Source organism: Maribacter polysaccharolyticus, from assembly GCF_028882255.1.
Taxonomy (GTDB): Bacteria; Bacteroidota; Bacteroidia; order Flavobacteriales; family Flavobacteriaceae; genus Maribacter_A; species Maribacter_A polysaccharolyticus.
In genome coordinates this window covers 658,756-677,490 of record NZ_JARBUY010000004.1, presented here as the reverse complement: position 1 = coordinate 677,490, position 18,735 = coordinate 658,756, and the positions used below count along the sequence as shown (strand labels likewise).

Below are 18,735 nucleotides of genomic sequence, written 5' to 3'. Positions count from 1 at the left end.
TAAATGAAATTGCTTGCCAACAAATAAAAAGTTTTTACATTTGTATTGACCGCACGTGCAGTCAGTCAATTTTAGGCCAATTTATTTTATGGATAAGAGAGAACAATTAATAGAAATAGCTACTAAACTATTCTCAGAGAGAGGCTACGAGAATACGCCACTGTCGGTGGTATGCGAAAAGGCAAATGTCTCCAAAGGGTTAATTTCCCATCATTTTAAGTCGAAAGATGGATTATTAAGGGAAATTTTTCGGAAGACAACGCAATTGATTGCTGAAATAAACAGCGTTGATAATGAAAATAAAACTCCAAACAAACAACTCGCTGAATTATTGGAATCCTTCTTTTCGCAACTGGAATCGGATAAGCTATTCTTCCAGTTTAATATGAATGTCATGATTCAACCAAACACCAGAAAGGTCTTGGATGACTTAATTCAAGAAAGGTCATCTTTTATATTGAAAAAAACTAAGGAGATTTTTGATAAAATAGATATGGAGAATTCATTGGTCTTGAGCCATATGTTCATTGCTGAATTGGACGGAATAGCTTTAAATTATTTAGGGATTTATGAAGATTTCCCTTTACAACAAGTTAAAAAACAGATAATTAAAAAATACGTATTGCAATGAATTTCATAAAAACGGATATTACGGAAACAATTAATGATTTTAGGTCACAGTTATACAAATCATTAAAAGCTCCCATTGATGCAATGTGGGAACAGCTTTACATAGGTACATCCCAGCATTATCTTATTGAAGACAAAGAAACTTTAGGGTATTGCTGCATTAATGATGAAGGATGTTTGACGCAAATATTCCTAACTAAAAACTATCTATCATTGATGGATAAAGTGATTAAAGAGTTAATCTCAAACGAATTAATTAAAACATCAAGTCTGAGTACCAATGAACCTATTGCATTTAATGCTTGTATGTTCCATTCAAAATCAGTTAAGACAAACACCTTTTGTTTTCAGCATTTAAATAAAGAAGTAGCGGTTAACACCGACCTAAATATCGAATTGGTAACAACTGACGACATTCCTTTAGTCAAATCATTTTTTAAAGAACAAGTTGGTATGGACGACACTTTTGGTTATACGGAGAACCTGGTATCAAGAAATGAGATTTTTATGCTTAAGGAAGCTGAAACAATCGTAGCAACAAGTGAATGCAGAATGAGCGATTCTCAACCGGAAATTGCAGATTTGGGAATTATAGTAAATCGCAACTTTCAAGGTAGAGGACTTGCAACACAAATAATGAAAATGCAAGTAAACAGGGTGTTGAAAACAGGTAGAAAACCTATTTGTTCAACAACATTGGATAATATCGCTTCGAGAAAAGCAATTGAAAAATCAGGTTTCTATTGTTCGAATATAATTTTTGATATTAATTTTAAAGACGATATTTAACAAGAAGTACCAAGCACTACATTTTTGTATAAGTAATAGGGGGGCAAGTGCTAAATTTCAAGGTTTGTAGCCCGCTCAAACTGCGTAGCGGTTTGACAGGAAAGTGCCATGCATTCTGCCCCTACCCATACAATTTATCGTTAGGCAAAATACAGTTTGTGACACTATAACTTTGAATTCAGAAATTAATATCAACCAGTTATATTAAAAAATGATTTATAAAATAAGAATGTCCAAAATAAATGTAGTTCTTGTTTTATTGATGTTCAGTAGTACCGGCAAAGCTCAAAATCCAATTTTACATAAAGAAGATACGGGTTTTATTTATGCTGCCGATCCTGCTGCAGAGGTTTATAACGACACTGTTTATGTGTATTGTTCCAGAGATGTCGAAGGAGCGACATCGTATAAAACCATGCAAGACTATGCAATACTATCTTCACCTGATATGAAAACATGGACTAATCATGGAGTGGTATTGAAACCACGTGGGTTTGACTGGAGTTACGGACAGATGAATGCTCCTGACGCAGCATTTAAAGATGGTTGGTACTATTATTATTTCCCTTTTTTTAGATGGAAAATTGGAGTGGTTAGAAGCAAAACCCCCATTGGCCCATGGGAAGAGTTTCACAAACAGGAAATCACGGAAATATTTGACCCTACAGTATTTGTAGATGATGATGGTCAAGTTTATATGTATGGAAATGATTTAAAGCAGGTAGATTTAGATATTCCAGGAAAGCATATTATGGGAGTAAAATTAAAAGATAATATGGTGGAGTTGGATGGTTCATGGATACGATTAACAGAAGAAACCGTATCTGAAGCGGTACATGTTTTTAAACGTAATGGAATATATTACTTCCATGCCAGAGTAGGTCCTGTTACCAAGTATTGGATGGCCGATACGCCACTGCCACAGTTTGCAAACTATGAAGGGGTTTTGGCACCAAACTCTCCAGATTCACCTAATCATGCTTCGGTAATTGAATTTAACGGGGAGTGGTATTTCTTTTATCATCGAGGAGATGTTAATGATGGGTCTCAACACCGTCGATCGGCCTGTTTTGAAAAAATAAGTTTCCGTGAAGATGGTACAATAGAGCCCATTGTTTACACCCTGGACAAAAACTAAATAGAGAAGAAACATAATTTAAGAAAAATACTGGAACTCTAATAAGTACTTTGCCTAACACCGGTAACCAGTGCACAAGCCTTTAATCCGAAAAAAAATGCCCGCTTTACAGCTATCTGTGCGGATTATCGCTCAAAAGGCAATACGTTGCAGTTGAAACGGTTATAGGCCTATGGGGCAGGTAAACCTTGTATTGTACAGTACTATAAACAAGTTGGCAACAAGCAAAAATCAGAACTCAAAAAGAAATGAATTTGAATAAAAAAGATAAATTGGAAATATTTGAAAATGCAATCAGTTGGATTGTTGTTTTGGCAATGTTTATTTATGGAGGAGCTAAATTAATTCAATTTGATGGAGCCGCTGAAATTGACAAAACTGTTTCGGAATTGACTGGAATGGAATTAATGTGGGCTTTTTATGGTTATTCAAAATCATTTGCCATGACTTTAGGTATTTTTGAAATAATTGGCGGAATTCTTATTCTTATCAAAAAAACCCGAATTATCGGTTGCTTATTTACATCAACTATATTGGTAAATGTAATTTTTCAAGACATCTATTTTGGAGTTAATTTAGGAGCATTGAAAGCTGCTATTCTATATCAAATATTGATTTTAATTATTTTGTGGCTGAATAAGGAAAAACTGATCAGAGGTATAAAAGTATTATTAGAGTCGAATAAGATTGAGCAACCGAAAATGAAATTATTCATTAAACTTTTAAGTGCTTTTGGAATTTTTATTGGTTTAAGAATATTGGAATATTATATAACCATAAAATGGTAAAGCCAGTTGTCAACACCGGTAACCGTTGCACAAGCCTTTAATCCGGAAAAAAGTGCCCGTTTTATAGTTATCCGTAACGATTATCGCTCAAAAGGCAATACGTTGCAGTGGCACGGTTAAAAGCCTATGGGGCCGGTAAACCTTGTGTTTTATACGTGTATACACAGGTTGTGTGTGTAAGCCACAAATAAATAATAAAATAGAAGTTAAATGAAACAAAATGGATCTATTATAATTCCAACCATGAGATACAAAGATGCTCCGGCAGCAATTGAGTGGCTATGTGGTGCTTTCGGATTTGAAAAGCATTTGGTTGTCCGAGGTGAGAATGAAACTATCGCCCATGCACAGTTAAATTTCGGCAATGCTATGATCATGCTAGGGTCTGAAAATGAAAATGAATTTGGTCAATTCGTCAAGACGCCAAAAGACCTAAATGGGATTAATACGCAAACCCCGTATGTCATTGTTGAAGAAATCGATGCCCATTATAGTAGGGCAGTTGCAGCTGGAGCAAGAATAATATTGGATATTAAAGACGAGGACTATGGTGGTCGTGGATACAGTTGTCAAGATCCGGAAGGGTATATATGGAATTTTGGTTCATACGATCCATGGGCATAATGAAAAATAGAAAGCCTACATACAACAAAAGCTATAAAATCATTGCTGCCCTCTAAGACAGCAACGCTTCATAGCCAAACCGAAGTGCGTCATTTGACAATCAAAACTTTAAAGCTATGCTGATTGAAAATGCAAATAAAGATTACATCCATATAGGTAAGATTACTTGCTGGATTACCTTCTTGTTCGGACTTGTATATGTATGTATTACATTTCTTGGTTTTCTATCTTTGAGCTCTCCTGAAGAGCCAATCGGAGACCCATACTTTACACTAATGGAATTGCTTGCCATCATAATTGCCCTATTAATGGCGATAAGTATGATCGCAGTTCATTATCATGCTTCGGCAAAATATAAATTACAAAGTCTTTTTGCTCTGTGTTCAATGTTTGTTATGGCGGCAATTACCTCAAGTGTTCATTTTGTAGTACTCACTATGGGTAATCAACTTGAAACTACAACAATAGACGATTTGACTTTACTCATTTCATTTAAATGGCCATCTGTTGTATACATATTGGATATTCTCGCATGGGATTGGTTCTTTTCACTTTCATTTTTATTCGCCGCTCCAATATTCAATAATGGAAAAATGGAGAAAACGATAAGAGCCCTATTGTTAATTTCAGGAGTCTTAAGTCTTATTGGAATACTTGGAGTTCCTTTTAACGATATGCAAATTAGAAATATCGGAATTATTGGATATGCCGTAATTGCTCCTTTTGTGTTTTTATTGATAGGAATCAATTTCAGTCGAATCGATCGGAATCAAAAAACGAACGCACAACACCGGTAACTGTTGCACAAGCCTTTAATTCCTAAAACACGGACTTTTATAACCGCTTTTAATCGAATTTCAGGTACACCACCCTATCGCCAGACCAAAGGCTAAAACCGATATTTTCATTGGGGTTGCTGCCAATGCCGAAAAAAAGTGCCCGTTTTACAGATATCTGTAAGGATTATCGCTCAAAAGGCAATAAGTTGCAGTTGAAACGGTTATAGGCCTATGGGGCAGGTAAACGTGATGTTTTACACGTATATACACAAGTTATGTGCAATTCAAAAAAAAATAGACAGACTTGTCTGTTTTTAAAATATTTGTATACATTTGCATTGTGAAACATTCCGAAATAAAAAATAGAATCATAGAAACGGCATCATCCTTATTTTATAAGAATGGATATAATTCTACTGGAATAAATGAAATTATTTCTCAGGCGGGCATAGCAAAAGCAACACTTTACAGTCACTTTAAATCTAAAGAAGATATTTGTATTGCCTATCTGCGTTTTAAAGATGCATCATTTATTAAGGATATTGAAGCTTTTGTAACTTCTAAACCTAAAGGAAAAGCACAGATACTTGCTATCTTTGATTTCCTTGAATTATTCTTTCAAACTAAAGATTTTAATGGTTGTTGGTGTATTAAAACCGTTTCGGAAATACCAAGTGATAACGAAGTAATTAGAAATGAAATACAAAAACAGAAAAATAGTTTCATTCAACTTATTTCAAAACTCATAGCGAATAATTTAGAAGAAATAAAAACGGAAGAAATAAGTTCACTTTCAAGAAAAATTTATTTACTGTACGAAAGTGCTGTAAGTGAAAGTCATTTACATCAAAAAAAATGGCCTATACAGGAAACAAAGAATTTGTGTTCCTCATTAATAACTTAAAAAAATTTACACAAAAATAGACAGACTTGTCTGTCTATAAATTAAATATTAATAATCATAAGTAAGTAAAAAATGAAAAATTTAAACAACAAAGTCGCCATAGTAATTGGAGGTACAAGCGGAATTGGTAATGCAACAACAAATGCCTTATTAAAAGAAGGTGCTACTGTACATATTGTAGGAAGAAATGTGGACAAAATAGAAGATGCACCAAATCTTATTAAGCACACTGCAGATATTTCTAACACAGAAGAAGTTTCTTCTTTAATCTCAAAAATTGATCGATTAGATAACTTAGACTATTTAGTAAATGCTTCGGGTATTTTTGGTCCAAAACCATTTCTTGACCACACCATGGAAGATTACAATTCGTATCTAGATTTAAACAGAGGTTTCTTTTTTATTACACAAAGTGCCGCTAAAAAAATGAAAGCTACCCATGGTGGTTCAATTGTAAATGTGGGCTCTATGTGGGCTAAACAAGCTGTTAAAGCGACTCCTTCTTCCGCATACTCTATGCAAAAAGCGGGTCTACATTCTTTAACACAGCATTTAGCAATGGAATTAGCAGATGATAACATCAGAGTTAATGCTGTATCTCCCGCTGTTGTAAACACTCCAGTATATCACGGAGTATTTGGTGGAAAAGAAGAAGCTAAAGAAGCCTTAGTTGGTTTCAATGGCTTCCATCCAATTGGCAGAATTGGTGAGCCAAATGATATTGCTAATAGTATTCTTTTCTTACTATCAGATAAAGCTTCTTGGGTTACTGGGGCAATCTGGGATACTGACGGAGGAATTATGGCTGGAAGAAATTAAAAAAGCACAAAACAATGTATAAAAGCAATAGCGGTTTGGGAGTAATCTCAAACCGCTATTTATTTAAATTAAGTATCTTGTTGCTATTCGAAATGTTGTAGCTTTTAATCCGCTACTGCTTTTATACTAAACCATGTATCTTAACGAACAACCATTCTACATATTACTATCATTATTAATTTCAGGAAATATTTTCTGTCAAAATTCAATAATTAGCGAAAGTGATATTCCAAAACTTGATTCCATCATAAAACACTTGGAAAAGGAATACAGTCAAAGTGAAACACCTAATTTTTACTCACTACCCCAGACATCAGCCAGTTATTTCGAAATCATTACAAAAGACCCAAAAAATTTTCTTGCTGAATTAAAAAAATCAGAGGACCTAAAACAACTACAAAATAAATTCAAAGGACTACAAGTTGACAATGATTTATTGGTAATAAAAAACGTTTATTCTGATTATAAAAATGAAAAGAAATTAGAAATAAAATCTTTTGAAATTGCGAACAACCAGAACCACGGCATTAAACTATCATTTAATGATTCCCTGAACCAAAATAATTTAAAACATTTTCACTCTAGTTATACAAGCAAAAGGGATAGCATAACCACAATTCGTGGCTTTTATTTGAATAATGAATTTAAATCAATTAACCTTCCAAAAACACTTTCAGATTGGATTAACTACGCAGATATAATTGTTAAACCAGAAACTTCTGTTTTTTACGATAGTGATAGTGAGTCGAGTGGATTTAGAGCATACAAAAGAACTATCATTGACTCATTAGTAAATTACTACGAGCTAAAAACCAACAAGCCGCCTTACAAAAAAGAGCAAGACTTCATTACCCGACGAAAGGAATTAAATGAGTGGCAATCCAAAAAAGAAAAATTTGCAGATAGTCTTTATGCTAATGACCATAATTTCAAAAATCTCTTATTTGAAGCGTTAGAATATGCAGAAGAAAATAAAGTTTCTAATGGAGATTTAGAGGACTTTACCGCACAATTGATTTCGAAAGAAAGAGGTTTGGAATTAATGAGACAAAATAGACAGGTTGGAACTTGTAGTTTTGATAATGGTCCAGTCAATCAACAGAAAAGAATTGCAAGTTTGGCTTCCAAAATCCAAAACTGGGAGGTTTTTATTAAGTCATTCTTAAACGTTATGAATGATAATGTTTCTCGAAATGCAAATAGCAATATTGCTTCTAATGCTAGAAAAACTTATATCGAAGAGCTTGCTAAACTGGATATGGATATTGACAAAATATTATTGGGTTCCAACGTAAGAATTAAGGATTCAATTCGTAAACACTATTTTTCAGACGGTAGCAAAATAGCAAAAGCATATGCGAACTTAAATTCTGACAAACAAGAGTATTTCGAGAATACAACTTTCCAAATAATTAAAGACAATAAAGTCGATGCTTTCAATAAACTTCATTTTTATAACACGCTCAAAAATTATCAATACTTCGTAAAAGACAGTATCAAGAAAATTCAGTTAGAAAAAGACTTTGAAAATATAATTCCATTTCTACCGGAAGAAATAAAATCAAGAATTGAAAACCCTAACAAACAATTATACGATTTACTTTATCGTGAAAAGCAAACGTTAGATAAATTTGATATCAAATCCTCTTTAATTGCAAACATTAATTCTTACAGTTTCGACGGAGACTGTTGGCAAGCTGAACTAATGGACAAAAACTCTGATGGAAAAATTATTTATGACTTAATAATGGCTATCGGAGAGGAAATCACACCACTTCAGAATTTTATTGACAAAAAAAATGAATTGAAATCTCGAGTTGAGGAACATTCATTCCTACAGCAAATTATCAATGATAATATAGAAAATAAGGTTTACATAAAATTCACAACAGATCGGTCATTTGTAAATGTTAGGAACAGAGTGACCGAAGATATGCCAAAGGAATTAGTAGATGAATTGAATTTTGAAAATGCAATATCTCTTTATGTGTCATTTCCGAAAAGAAAATATGTCCGCTTTGTTTTATTGGAAAATAATAACTTACTGGTTTTAGGAATTCCAAAAGACTTTGAATTGCCTGGTTATAAATTCGAAGACTTAATGACTAAAGAAGAAAAGTCATTTCTATCAACATCATATAAAAGCTTTAAACTATTTGATGAGAATGGAAAAATGTTGAATTAATATAATAACCGTGTAAAACAACGTATCCTATGAAAAGCCCTAGCCCAGTTCTCTAAAATTTATTTAATATTTTTTACGTAAACCACTTATTTGCTTTTGATATAACTTGCTCCGCATCCTATTAATCCCCCCAACCTACGTTCCCCCAATTCACCAACCACAGGAATCCTTAGTAAAATGCAGCCTTGGCAAAGAAATCCCCTTTTAAACGCCATAAGGCGATAAATTGATAAAATCAGGTCCTTTTGATCACAGACTTGTGAATAATACAATGTTTTGCCATGATCATGCCCAAAACGTTTAATTTCTTCTGTACTATTCCTTAATTTTCTTCAAAATTCAAACCAATTCAAAAATGATTACAAAAAATGCTACGTACAAGGTCATTCTGGCTTTTGTACTGGCCATGTCATGCCTTCCCATGTCCATGGCCCAAAATGTTCCTTCCCCCAAAGATGTATATGGTTTTAGGGTGGGCGATGATTACAAATTGGCAGATTATGGCCAAATCGAAGATTACCTAAGTCAACTCGACGATGCCTCCGACAGGGTCAAAAAAGTGGAAATCGGGACCACCGTTTTAGGTCGAAAAATGTACCTCTTGTTCATTTCGAGCGAGGAAAACCTGTCCCAATTGGAGAAATGGAAAGACATCAGCACAAAACTGGCCCGCGTACAGGTCGGTGATGAAGAGGCCCAACAACTTGCCGAGGAAGGAAAAGCGATCGTATGGATCGATGGCGGCATGCACTCTACCGAATTGGCACATGGCCAAATGACTTCCGAGTTGGCCTATACCTTGGCCACTTCCGAAACCACCGAAATGAAAAGAATACGGGAAAATGTCATTACCCTCTTAATGCCGGTCATGAACCCCGATGGATTGGACATCGTAGTGGACTGGTACCGCAAGAATATGGGTACGGCCTACGAAACTTCCCGACCACCGGTACTTTACCATTATTATATGGGTCACGATAATAATAGGGACTGGTTTATGAATACCATGCCAGAGACCTATAACGTTACCAAGGTACTCTACAATGAATGGTACCCGCAGATCGTATACAACCACCACCAATCTTCCCCACCATGGACAAAGATTTCCCTTCCCCCTTATGCGGATCCCGTTAACCCAAAAATACATCCTGCCATTACGGCCGGCGTAAGTGAAGTGGGTTCGGCCATGACCAAAAGATTTTCATTGGAGGATATGCCGGGGGCCATTGCCGATAATTTCTATACCATGTTCTGGAACGGCGGCGGCCGTACCGTTCCCTATTACCACAATATGATCGGTATCTTGACCGAGACCGGGCACACCACCCCTACACCAAGATTCTATGATCCGGAAAAACTACCCAAAACGGTTGCCGGGGGTACCCCTACCGATGGTACCGATATCATGTACCCAGACCCATGGAAAGGGGGGGAATCGCATTTCAGGGATGCCGTGGATTATATGCTTACCGCCACTTGGGCCACCTTGGACCTGGCGGCGGACCGCAAGAGCAACTATTTATACAACATCTACAAAATGGGGGCTTCGGCCATTGAAGAGTCCAAAACCGAAGGTCCGTTTGCCTATATCATCGGAAAGGAGCAATGGGATGCTTTTGAGTCGGTGAACCTGGTAAATGTATTGCTGCGCGGGGGTATTGAAATAGAAAAAGCCACCAAGGCCTTTGAGGCCAACGGTAAAAAGTATGCCGCCGGTTCCTATGTGATCTATACCGCCCAGGCGTTTCGGCCTTATTTGATGGACCTGTTGGAAAAACAGGAGTACCCCACCCGTTTCCAATACCCGGGTGGCCCACCGGATACCCCTTACGATTTGGCCGGGTGGACGCTTCCCCTACAAATGGGGATCACCGTGGATAAAGTGGCCGAATCTTTTGATGTCGCCACCGAGAAAGTTTCCGGATTGGTCGATTATTACGAAGGCGATGTCCGTGGTAAAGCTTCCTTCGGGTATGCGTTGAGTGTAAATTCCAATGCCTCCGTGATCGTTACCAACAAAATATTGAAGGCGGGCGGTACCGCATTCAAGACCAAAGCAGCTTTTAAATCGGGAAAAACAACCCTTCCTGCCGGTTCTTATATCGTTTCGGGAGGCAGTGTTTCCATCGATTCGTTAGCCAAGGCATACGGACTTGGGGTTACCGGTTTATCTTCGGACCCCAAAGTGGAAATGACCAAAGTACACCGGCCTAAAGTAGGACTGTACAAGTCTTGGGTATCGAACATGGATGAGGGGTGGACCCGCTTTATCATGGATGAATATGCCTTTGAAACCGATACCTTGCACGATAGGGATATCCAAACCGTAGACCTTTCAAAATACGACGTGGTGATACTTCCTTCCCAAAAGGCGAAATCGATCTTACACGGGCACTCCACTTTGAAAATGCCCGAAAAATTTACGGGAGGTATAGGGCTTAAAGGTTCCGTGGCCTTAAGCGACTATGTTGAAAACGGGGGAACGTTAATGGCTTTCGACGAAGCCAGTGATTTTGTGATCGAACAATTCGGATTACCGCTGAAAGATGCCACCGAAGGGGTCGATAGCAAAAAGTTCTTTATTCCGGGCTCCTTGATCAAAACCGGGTTCGATACGACCCATCCGTTGGCGTTCGGTATGCAGGATACCGTGGCGGTTTCCTTTAATAAAAGCCGTGCTTTTGTGATAGACAAACAAGCGAAAAAAGGAGAAGGGGGTACCGAAGAGATCGAAGATGCACCCGCTCCCGAGGTTGAGGTCATTGCCAATTATGCGGAAAAGGACCTGCTGATGAGTGGTTGGGCCATGGGCGAAGATAAATACATCGCCAAAAAACCGGCTATGGTCAAGGCCAAATACGGGCAAGGTGCCGTGGTATTGTTCGCTTTCAGGCCACAGTTCAGGGCACAACCCAGGGCCACTTACAAGCTGATCTTCAATACGATCTATGAAGGGGCATCCGATTAGGAAGTCTGGGTCCAAACGATAGGATCGTATGTAAATAGAACAAAAAGAGAAGCCCCAGGGCTTCTCTTTTTGATTGTATGAAAGTGTAAAGGTGAATAGGTGTATCTTGGGCATGCCCCGCCCAAGCAACTTGTTTTGGTGCAGGGTTGAAGGCTATAGACCTACCTTGAGGAAGACCGACTACTCTTTTAAGATAACCGATTCGAGTTTTTCCTCTACGATTTTACCGTCTTTCAGGGAAACAAAATAGCTGTTGTGTTTTTCATCCATCGATACCACCTTAAACGGTTCCCCATTCTTAAAAATGATGCCGGCATGGTTGTCCATGGCATACCCGGGCTTAAAGATGCCGTTTTCGATATTCTTGTGGTATAACGGTCTGCGATATTCCTCACTATCATAATGGGGGCAATGGCTAAAGGGAAGAAAGCCCAACCCTTCCACGACACTGAGTGCTTTGGGGCGCGAATCGGTGGTGCCGTTTTCGAACCAGCATAGCGATCCGGCACTTCCTCCGGCCAAAACGATCCCTTTTTCCAAGGCTTTTTTAAGCACCGTATCAATACCTTGTGCTTTCCAAATGGCGATCATGTTAAGGGTATTGCCTCCGCCTACGACAATGGCATCCATACCCAGCAGGGTTTCCTCGAAAGAAACCTTTTGGTTGTACGAGCTGATCCAAACCCGCTGTACCGAGGGTTCTACCGAAAGGTCGTGCACCAGTTCGTACCATCGTATGATACTGCGTTCACTATCCCCCGAGGCGGTGGGCAAATAGCAGATCTTGGGCCGTTCCTTGCCGGTCAGTTTGATGATTTCCTTAATGAACGATTTGCTGGGTCCGCTACCATATGGGAAGATATATTGGTCTTGAGCCAGGGTATTTCCGGTAAAATAAAAGGATACAAGAAGTAAAAGGAGGATTTTTTTCATTGGTTTTTTGATGGGTATAAAAGGTTAAACTAAAGTTCGGTGGTGATGTAAAGCCCTAATTTAGGAAATAAAACGAAACCTAATGGCTTTCGGAAGGCAACAACTATAGAAAGGGGGCGGTAAGGGGAGTGCCATTTTCGTACAAAGCGATGGGGTTACCTTTATCCCTGAAGCATTAAGTAAGCAACCGATGGGGATCAACCTAACGCCTGAATACCCTGTGCTGAGGTTCGGCCCAGGGCCCCTAAGGATCGAATCCCCATTCGATGACCTTCACGATGGCTTCCACCTCCCAGGCGAAATTCCAGCTAAAGACCCCATGCCCAGGGCGGATCTGGAGTGTTTCCCCTTTCCCCGAACACATCGATCATGAGATGGGTATGGCCGTTGATGACTTTCGGATGTTCGGTAAAACCGGAACCAAGGGGTATCGAATAAACGGGATACGGTAAAAAGGCCTCCTTATTTTTGGATAAGGAGGCCTTGCTATAAAAAAGTCATGGTTTTTGATCACCCTTCGTGATGGTGTGCACCGGAAGGGCCATGCGAATGGCCATGGTCCGCATCCAATAAGGATGTTGTCTTTATCGTATAATCAAATTTGAAGGTACTTTGTTTATGATGATCCGCTAAGGCGTAATGCTCCAAAAGTGTTTTTGGGCCATCTTGGTTGATCAAATAAGCAAAAATGCCATAATCCCCGCCATTATCGGTAGTCGGGTTATTCGGGATCCGGGTAATGGTATGCACATGGTTATAATCGGCAATTGTAGCTGCATTGGCGCCGGTAGAACCTTCGGTGTTGAATTCGGCCCATAAATAGGGATTGTAAATCCGATAATAGAATTCCGAGGTTGCCGTGGGCGTGGTACCCGTATCATTTATCCATACGAAATAGGTGTCGTCGATATTGTCCATAATATCGGTCCACCAAACATCGGCAAAGCTATCGGTTAAATTGTAAACATATTCTTTCATCACCAATAGCAGATTGGCCTGGGCCGTGGTCGACATCTCGGAATATTTCAGTCCGGTTGCAAAACCCGAATAATCATAGGTGCCACGATAGGGATCGGGATCACCGTTTTGGTCGGCAGGCCCGACTTCCAAAGCGTGGGAAGTGGATGTTGTGGAAGCGGAAGCAAGTTCGGTGGCATCAAGGCTATTGTACAGCGTAAGGGCCAGGTCCCTTTCATCGGAAAAAATATCAAAATCTTCCCCATTCCAAGTATCGGCAGCGGGTTCGCCCCCTAAAAAGGCCGGTACTATGGAAACATTGTCGCCATGTACCAGAAAGTTCACGACACAATGGTGGCCATCCAATTGAAAACCCCAAGAACCACTGGTTTCAGGGTCTCCGAACATATCGATCGAATAAAAGTCGGGATCCCACGTATTGCTCATTACATTGTTCAACCATCCTTCCGATAGTTCGGTGATTTCATATACCTTCTGATACCCTTGCGAACTTAAAAATAATTGTAGGATATCTTTGAAAGCCGTTAACTGGGAGTCCGATAGGTCGCCGTAGGTAATGCCGTCCCTATTGTCATTATTGGCCGGGGTATTATGCCAAAGGTAGAAACGCTCGTCATCCAAACACACCGAAGCTTCATCCAATAAGGTCGTTGATAAAGAACTCCTGAAACTGACCATGGCTTCACGCATCGTCTCTATTTCGGTATTCGTGGATTGACTTTCTTCCCCTGTAGTATTGCAAGCCGTTGTCGAAGTGCTTCCATCGTCGGTATCATCGGAATCGGAATCATTGGAAACGTAACCCTCGGGTTGCTCGCAAGCGGTTACGGAAACGGAACTGTTCCCCAAGCCGTCCCCATCGGCATCTTGGTACCACGTACTTTCGGTACAATCGGAACTTGAATCACTATCATCACTGCCGCCACACGAGAAGGCCAATAGGGATGCACTGGCAATCAAAACCTTATGTAAACTGCTTTTTTTCATCATTTGTTATTTTTTAGCTGAACACAAAAAAGGGGCAAAATAAACAGAATGGCCTATGAAGATCAATAATTGAGGTAAGTGCCCTTGATTTTGAGGTAAAGTGGTTCTAATTGTTGAAATCTTTCAAAACATCCTTTTTATAGGTATTGCTCATGGGGATGGTGTAGCCCTGTATGGCAATACGGTCTTTATTCAGGGCATTTATTTTTTTGAGTGAAACGATATAGGATCGATGCACCCTTTTGAACAGAAGTGGGGGCAATTTTTTAAGAATGCCTTTCATCGTATGGCGTGCCACTATTTTCTGTTGATTGTCAAGATGTATTTTGATATAATCATCCAAGGCTTCTATAAAGAGAATGTCCTGATAAGGGATATGGTGCAATTTATAATCAGCTCGGATGCTGAGGTTCCCCTGGTCGGTTTTTGTTTGATGTTCAAGGGCAAGCGCCTTACCGGCTTTTTCAATGGCCGTTAAAAAACGGTCGAAAGAATACGGCTTTAGTAAGTAATCGGTCGCGTTAAGGTTGAATCCGTCAACGGCATATTCGCTAAAGGCAGTAGTAAAGATGACCTTGGTGCGATGGGTGAGGGAGGTATACAGTTCAATGCCGTTTTTTTGGGGCATTTGGATATCCAGGAAAATCAAATCCACGGGGGAATGGTCCAAATAGGCAATCGCCGTATCCTGTGAGGTAAAGGTTTGCACCAGATCGATATAGGCGATATCCCGGCAATATTTTCTTATTACCTCAAGGGCCAAGGGCTCATCATCCAATGCTACCGCCCTGATCATGATAAATTTAATTTAAGTGTGCAGGAATACGTAGTTTGGGTATCCACGATATCGAGGGTGTATTTGTTCGGATATAAAATGTCCAATCGTTTTAGATTGTTCTTCATCCCTTCCTTGGTCCCCTGTTTTTTTAGTTGCTCCCGGTTTACCACGATGTCGTTTTTAACGGTTAAGGTCAGTAGGGCATCATCAATATCCATCGCTATATCAATTTTCGAGTTCAGCTCCGGATTTATACCATATTTAAAGGCATTCTCGATATAATTGATCAAGATAATGGGGGCGATCATTTGGTCCTTGGGACGGCCGTTTATTTTTAGATCCAAGGTGTTGTTGTCATTCATCCGCAACTTTTGGAGCGACACGAAATTTTGTATATGTTCGATTTCTTTTGACAACAACACCTTTTTATTGGCACTTTCGGTTACAATATACCTCATTAAATGGGATAACCTTAATATGGAGTTCGGTGTTTCTTGGGAATTGGTGAGTGCCAAAGAATAGATATTGTTCAGGGTATTGAACAAAAAATGGGGGTGTATTTTGGCTTTTAGGAAATTGACCTCGGCCATTAATTTCTCATTTTCGGCAACCCGTAAACAATCGCGTAGACTTATGAATAAAGATACCAACCAAATAGCGATAAACTGGAATACAATGCCATTATTGAAGAAGATCATCCTAAAAAAATAACCCTTTTGGTATGGCTCCATTACAGGCTGGGGAAAAGATGGGTCGGCAGTTGCCCCACCCATTAAAGGCACGAGTTGCGGCAGGGAAAAGGTAAGGTAGCAACAAACTAGGACCGTTAAAATATACGACCACCATTTTTTCTTATGGTATAATTTAGGGAACAGTAGGTAATGGTGGAGAAAAAAGAACCCCGTCATCAAAACATAGGAAGAAAAATTGATCAAAAACGGCGGTATCAAGAACAGGGCAACCCCTTTGTCAAAATCCGGAGAACTGAAAATAGGGACACTGAGAATAAATAAGGCCATTAGCCCATGGATGATTTTATTTTTGTTTTTCAATTTAAAATTCATTTGGCTTTAAGTGGACAATATAATGAATGTATGAGGATTTGCTATGGTATAATCGGGGATAGGGAAGCATAGGCAGCATGGTCGTCGATATTCTTTTAGGGCGGGTAATGCGGAAAATGCCTATTGTTTTGCCGTGTAACACTTCTTTATCCATGCGTTTTAAAGCAAGATGGGGAGATTATAGTATCTTAGTTAGTCAAAACCATAGGTTAGGAAACCAATACCATATATAAGATGAAATCGAATATGAATTTTTTAGCGGTAGTCTTTGGGCTATTTCTAATGTCCTGTAATTCAACGGTCGTACATGATCAAAGTGTTTCTTCCCCCGATGGGAAGGTAAAAATGGAATTTGACGTAAATGGGTCCGGAAGACCTTTTTATAGGGTGTTTTATAATGATAAAACGGTTATCGATACTTCCTATGTAGGATTTGAATTTAAAAACGGAAAGGCTTTTAAGGACAATTTCAAAATCGTGGCCACGACATTGACAGACCATGATGAAACATGGCAGATGCCCTGGGGGGAACAGCTCGAAGTACAAAACCGGTATAACGCATTAAAGATCAGTTTGGAAGAGGAAGTGGCCCCAAACCGGAAATGGGACATAATTTTCAAGACCTATGATGATGGTATCGGATTTCGGTATGCGTTTCCCGAACAGGAAGGCATAAAGGAACTCGTGATCACCGATGAAAACACCCAATTCAATTTAACCGGAAACCATAAAGTTTGGTGGATTCCCGGCGATTGGGATATTTACGAACACCTGTATAACGAAACCTTGTTCACCGATATCGACGCTCTGGGTCTTAGTGGCCATGAAAACCTCAATGCCACGTATATTCCGGAAAATGCGGTAAACACACCGGTAACCATGAAAACGGACGATGGCCTATACCTGAGTTTCCATGAAGCGGACCTAACCGATTATTCCGGGATGACCTTAAAGGTACATAAAGAAGACCTTTTGATGACCAGCGAATTGGTAGGGTCCGATATTTTAAAGGCCAAGGCAAAGATAACGTTGCCGTTCGAGACCCCTTGGCGAACCATACAGATCGCGGAAAAAGCGGGTGACCTCATTGAATCCAAGTTGATCCTGAATCTGAACGAGCCCAATGCCATTGGGGACGTCAGCTATTTTACGCCCATGAAATATGTGGGTATCTGGTGGGAAATGCACATCGGCAAATCTACCTGGGACCTTGAAGGGAGCCAGGACATGAACACCTTTACTACGGGGAAAAGAGGCTCTTCCAGACATGGGGCCACTACCGAAAACGCCAAGAAATACATAGATTTCGCTTCGGAAAACGGGATTAAGGGATTGCTCGTGGAAGGTTGGAATACGGGCTGGGACAAATGGATAAATACCGAGGATCGTGAAGGGGTATTCGATTTTATGACCCCTTACGCCGATTATGACTTTGATGCGGTAATGGCGTATGCCAAGGAAAAAGGGGTTGAGGTGATCATGCACCATGAAACGTCGGCCGCCCCGAGAACGTATGAAAAGCAAATGGATGTCGCCTATGATTTCATGAAGGACAATGGCATCAATTCGGTTAAAACGGGTTATGTGGGCAAAATCATTCCCAAAGGGGAATACCATCACGGGCAATGGATGGTCAACCATTACCATAAGGTATTGGAAGAGGCAGCAAAAAAGGAGATCGCCATCAATGCCCATGAACCGATCAAAGCCACCGGAAAACGAAGGACGTACCCCAATGCGATTTCCCGTGAGGGGTTAAGGGGACAGGAGTTCAATGCGTGGGCTACGGATGGGGGCAATCCTCCCAGCCACCTGCCCACGGTGGCATTTACCCGAATGTTGGCCGGACCCATAGATTTTACCCCAGGGGTCTTCAATATAAAATTCGACGACTATAAAAAAGAAAATCAGGTGAATACGACCTTGGCGCAACAGTTGGCCCTTTATGTGGTGATCTACAGTCCCATACAAATGGCCTGCGACCTACCGGAGCATTATATGCAGGACGGAAAGGTACATCCTGCTTTCCAGTTCATTACCGATGTGGGTGTGGATTGGTCCCAAACCAAGGTTTTGAACGGGGAAGTGGGCGATTATGTGACCATTGCCCGTAAGGAACGGAATACCGACAACTGGTTTTTGGGAAGTATAACCGATGAAAATGCAAGGACATTGGATGTGGCCTTTGATTTTCTTGATGACGGCAAGAACTATACGGCGACCATTTATAAAGATGCCGAGGATGCCCATTGGAATACGAATCCGACAGCGATAACGATTGATACGATCACGGTTACCAAAGATTCGAAACTTACCTTGCAGTTGGCCGAAGGGGGCGGTACGGCCATCAGTATCGTCCCACAAGAATAAA

Annotated in this window: 16 protein-coding genes; 12 read left to right on the top strand and 4 right to left on the bottom strand. The window is 39.8% G+C overall.

Features of this window, described 5'->3' with window-relative positions:
* Positions 1-88 precede the first annotated feature (88 nt).
* From PHU20_RS15520 to PHU20_RS15475, 10 genes are all read left to right on the top strand, one after another.
* Positions 89-631 (top strand): TetR/AcrR family transcriptional regulator, encoded by a 543-nt coding sequence (locus tag PHU20_RS15520; protein WP_274826304.1) that lies wholly within the window; start codon positions 89-91, stop codon positions 629-631.
* On the top strand, positions 628-1,419 hold the full coding sequence (locus PHU20_RS15515) for a GNAT family N-acetyltransferase (protein ID WP_274826303.1): 792 nt from the start codon (positions 628-630) through the stop codon (positions 1,417-1,419). Before PHU20_RS15520 ends, PHU20_RS15515 begins: the two co-directional genes overlap by 4 nt.
* A 211-nt stretch (positions 1,420-1,630) precedes the next feature.
* Entirely contained in the window at positions 1,631-2,557 is a 927-nt protein-coding gene (locus PHU20_RS15510; RefSeq protein WP_274826302.1) for a family 43 glycosylhydrolase, read from the top strand.
* A gap of 248 nt (positions 2,558-2,805) precedes the next feature.
* On the top strand, positions 2,806-3,345 hold the full coding sequence (locus tag PHU20_RS15505; protein ID WP_274826301.1) for a hypothetical protein: 540 nt from the start codon (positions 2,806-2,808) through the stop codon (positions 3,343-3,345).
* Positions 3,346-3,588: 243 nt separating this feature from the next.
* Positions 3,589-3,969: a VOC family protein gene (locus tag PHU20_RS15500; RefSeq protein WP_274826300.1), complete on the top strand. Its 381-nt coding sequence runs from the start codon at positions 3,589-3,591 to the stop codon at positions 3,967-3,969.
* 116 nt (positions 3,970-4,085) lie between these two features.
* Positions 4,086-4,766 (top strand): hypothetical protein, encoded by a 681-nt coding sequence (locus PHU20_RS15495; RefSeq protein WP_274826299.1) that lies wholly within the window; start codon positions 4,086-4,088, stop codon positions 4,764-4,766.
* A gap of 322 nt (positions 4,767-5,088) precedes the next feature.
* On the top strand, positions 5,089-5,652 hold the full coding sequence (locus tag PHU20_RS15490) for a TetR/AcrR family transcriptional regulator (protein ID WP_274826298.1): 564 nt from the start codon (positions 5,089-5,091) through the stop codon (positions 5,650-5,652).
* Positions 5,653-5,724: 72 nt separating this feature from the next.
* Positions 5,725-6,471, top strand: a complete 747-nt coding sequence (locus PHU20_RS15485; RefSeq protein ID WP_274826297.1) for an SDR family NAD(P)-dependent oxidoreductase — start codon at positions 5,725-5,727, stop codon at positions 6,469-6,471.
* A 133-nt stretch (positions 6,472-6,604) separates the two neighbouring features.
* Positions 6,605-8,656, top strand: a complete 2,052-nt coding sequence (locus tag PHU20_RS15480) for a hypothetical protein (RefSeq protein WP_274826296.1) — start codon at positions 6,605-6,607, stop codon at positions 8,654-8,656.
* A gap of 355 nt (positions 8,657-9,011) precedes the next feature.
* Complete coding sequence (locus PHU20_RS15475) at positions 9,012-11,624, top strand: M14 family zinc carboxypeptidase (protein WP_274826295.1); 2,613 nt, start codon at positions 9,012-9,014, stop codon at positions 11,622-11,624.
* A gap of 180 nt (positions 11,625-11,804) precedes the next feature.
* On the opposite strand, the gene PHU20_RS15470 is transcribed toward PHU20_RS15475, so the two are convergent.
* A complete protein-coding gene (locus PHU20_RS15470) occupies positions 11,805-12,557 on the bottom strand; it encodes a Type 1 glutamine amidotransferase-like domain-containing protein (RefSeq protein WP_274826294.1) in 753 nt (250 codons plus the stop codon).
* 266 nt (positions 12,558-12,823) lie between these two features.
* Between PHU20_RS15470 and PHU20_RS15465 the strand changes: the two genes are divergently transcribed.
* Positions 12,824-13,009 (top strand): hypothetical protein, encoded by a 186-nt coding sequence (locus PHU20_RS15465; protein WP_274826293.1) that lies wholly within the window; start codon positions 12,824-12,826, stop codon positions 13,007-13,009.
* Between the two features lie 58 nt (positions 13,010-13,067).
* On the opposite strand, the gene PHU20_RS15460 is transcribed toward PHU20_RS15465, so the two are convergent.
* The 3 genes from PHU20_RS15460 to PHU20_RS15450 all read right to left on the bottom strand — a co-directional run bounded on the left by PHU20_RS15460 (position 13,068) and on the right by PHU20_RS15450 (position 16,352).
* Positions 13,068-14,525: a DUF3500 domain-containing protein gene (locus tag PHU20_RS15460; RefSeq protein ID WP_274826292.1), complete on the bottom strand. Its 1,458-nt coding sequence runs from the start codon at positions 14,523-14,525 to the stop codon at positions 13,068-13,070.
* A 103-nt stretch (positions 14,526-14,628) separates the two neighbouring features.
* Complete coding sequence (locus PHU20_RS15455) at positions 14,629-15,318, bottom strand: LytR/AlgR family response regulator transcription factor (RefSeq protein ID WP_274826291.1); 690 nt, start codon at positions 15,316-15,318, stop codon at positions 14,629-14,631.
* Complete coding sequence (locus tag PHU20_RS15450; RefSeq protein ID WP_274826290.1) at positions 15,315-16,352, bottom strand: sensor histidine kinase; 1,038 nt, start codon at positions 16,350-16,352, stop codon at positions 15,315-15,317. Before PHU20_RS15450 ends, PHU20_RS15455 begins: the two co-directional genes overlap by 4 nt.
* Positions 16,353-16,598: 246 nt before the next feature.
* Here PHU20_RS15450 and PHU20_RS15445 point away from each other — a divergent pair, with 246 nt between their 5' ends.
* Positions 16,599-18,734, top strand: coding sequence for a glycoside hydrolase family 97 protein (locus tag PHU20_RS15445; protein ID WP_420828681.1), 2,136 nt, complete (start codon positions 16,599-16,601; stop codon positions 18,732-18,734).
* The last annotated feature ends 1 nt before the right edge of the window (position 18,735 follow it).

Coding starts and splice junctions, on each gene's coding strand:
- PHU20_RS15465 (WP_274826293.1), top strand. CDS start 12,824: ATGACCTTCACGATGGCTTCCACCTCCCAGGCGAAATTCCAGCTAAAG.
- PHU20_RS15520 (WP_274826304.1), top strand. CDS start 89: ATGGATAAGAGAGAACAATTAATAGAAATAGCTACTAAACTATTCTCA.
- PHU20_RS15505 (WP_274826301.1), top strand. CDS start 2,806: ATGAATTTGAATAAAAAAGATAAATTGGAAATATTTGAAAATGCAATC.
- PHU20_RS15510 (WP_274826302.1), top strand. CDS start 1,631: ATGATTTATAAAATAAGAATGTCCAAAATAAATGTAGTTCTTGTTTTA.
- PHU20_RS15515 (WP_274826303.1), top strand. CDS start 628: ATGAATTTCATAAAAACGGATATTACGGAAACAATTAATGATTTTAGG.
- PHU20_RS15445 (WP_420828681.1), top strand. CDS start 16,599: ATGAAATCGAATATGAATTTTTTAGCGGTAGTCTTTGGGCTATTTCTA.
- PHU20_RS15470 (WP_274826294.1), bottom strand. CDS start 12,557: ATGAAAAAAATCCTCCTTTTACTTCTTGTATCCTTTTATTTTACCGGA.
- PHU20_RS15500 (WP_274826300.1), top strand. CDS start 3,589: ATGAGATACAAAGATGCTCCGGCAGCAATTGAGTGGCTATGTGGTGCT.
- PHU20_RS15495 (WP_274826299.1), top strand. CDS start 4,086: ATGCTGATTGAAAATGCAAATAAAGATTACATCCATATAGGTAAGATT.
- PHU20_RS15460 (WP_274826292.1), bottom strand. CDS start 14,525: ATGATGAAAAAAAGCAGTTTACATAAGGTTTTGATTGCCAGTGCATCC.
- PHU20_RS15455 (WP_274826291.1), bottom strand. CDS start 15,318: ATGATCAGGGCGGTAGCATTGGATGATGAGCCCTTGGCCCTTGAGGTA.
- PHU20_RS15475 (WP_274826295.1), top strand. CDS start 9,012: ATGATTACAAAAAATGCTACGTACAAGGTCATTCTGGCTTTTGTACTG.
- PHU20_RS15485 (WP_274826297.1), top strand. CDS start 5,725: ATGAAAAATTTAAACAACAAAGTCGCCATAGTAATTGGAGGTACAAGC.
- PHU20_RS15480 (WP_274826296.1), top strand. CDS start 6,605: ATGTATCTTAACGAACAACCATTCTACATATTACTATCATTATTAATT.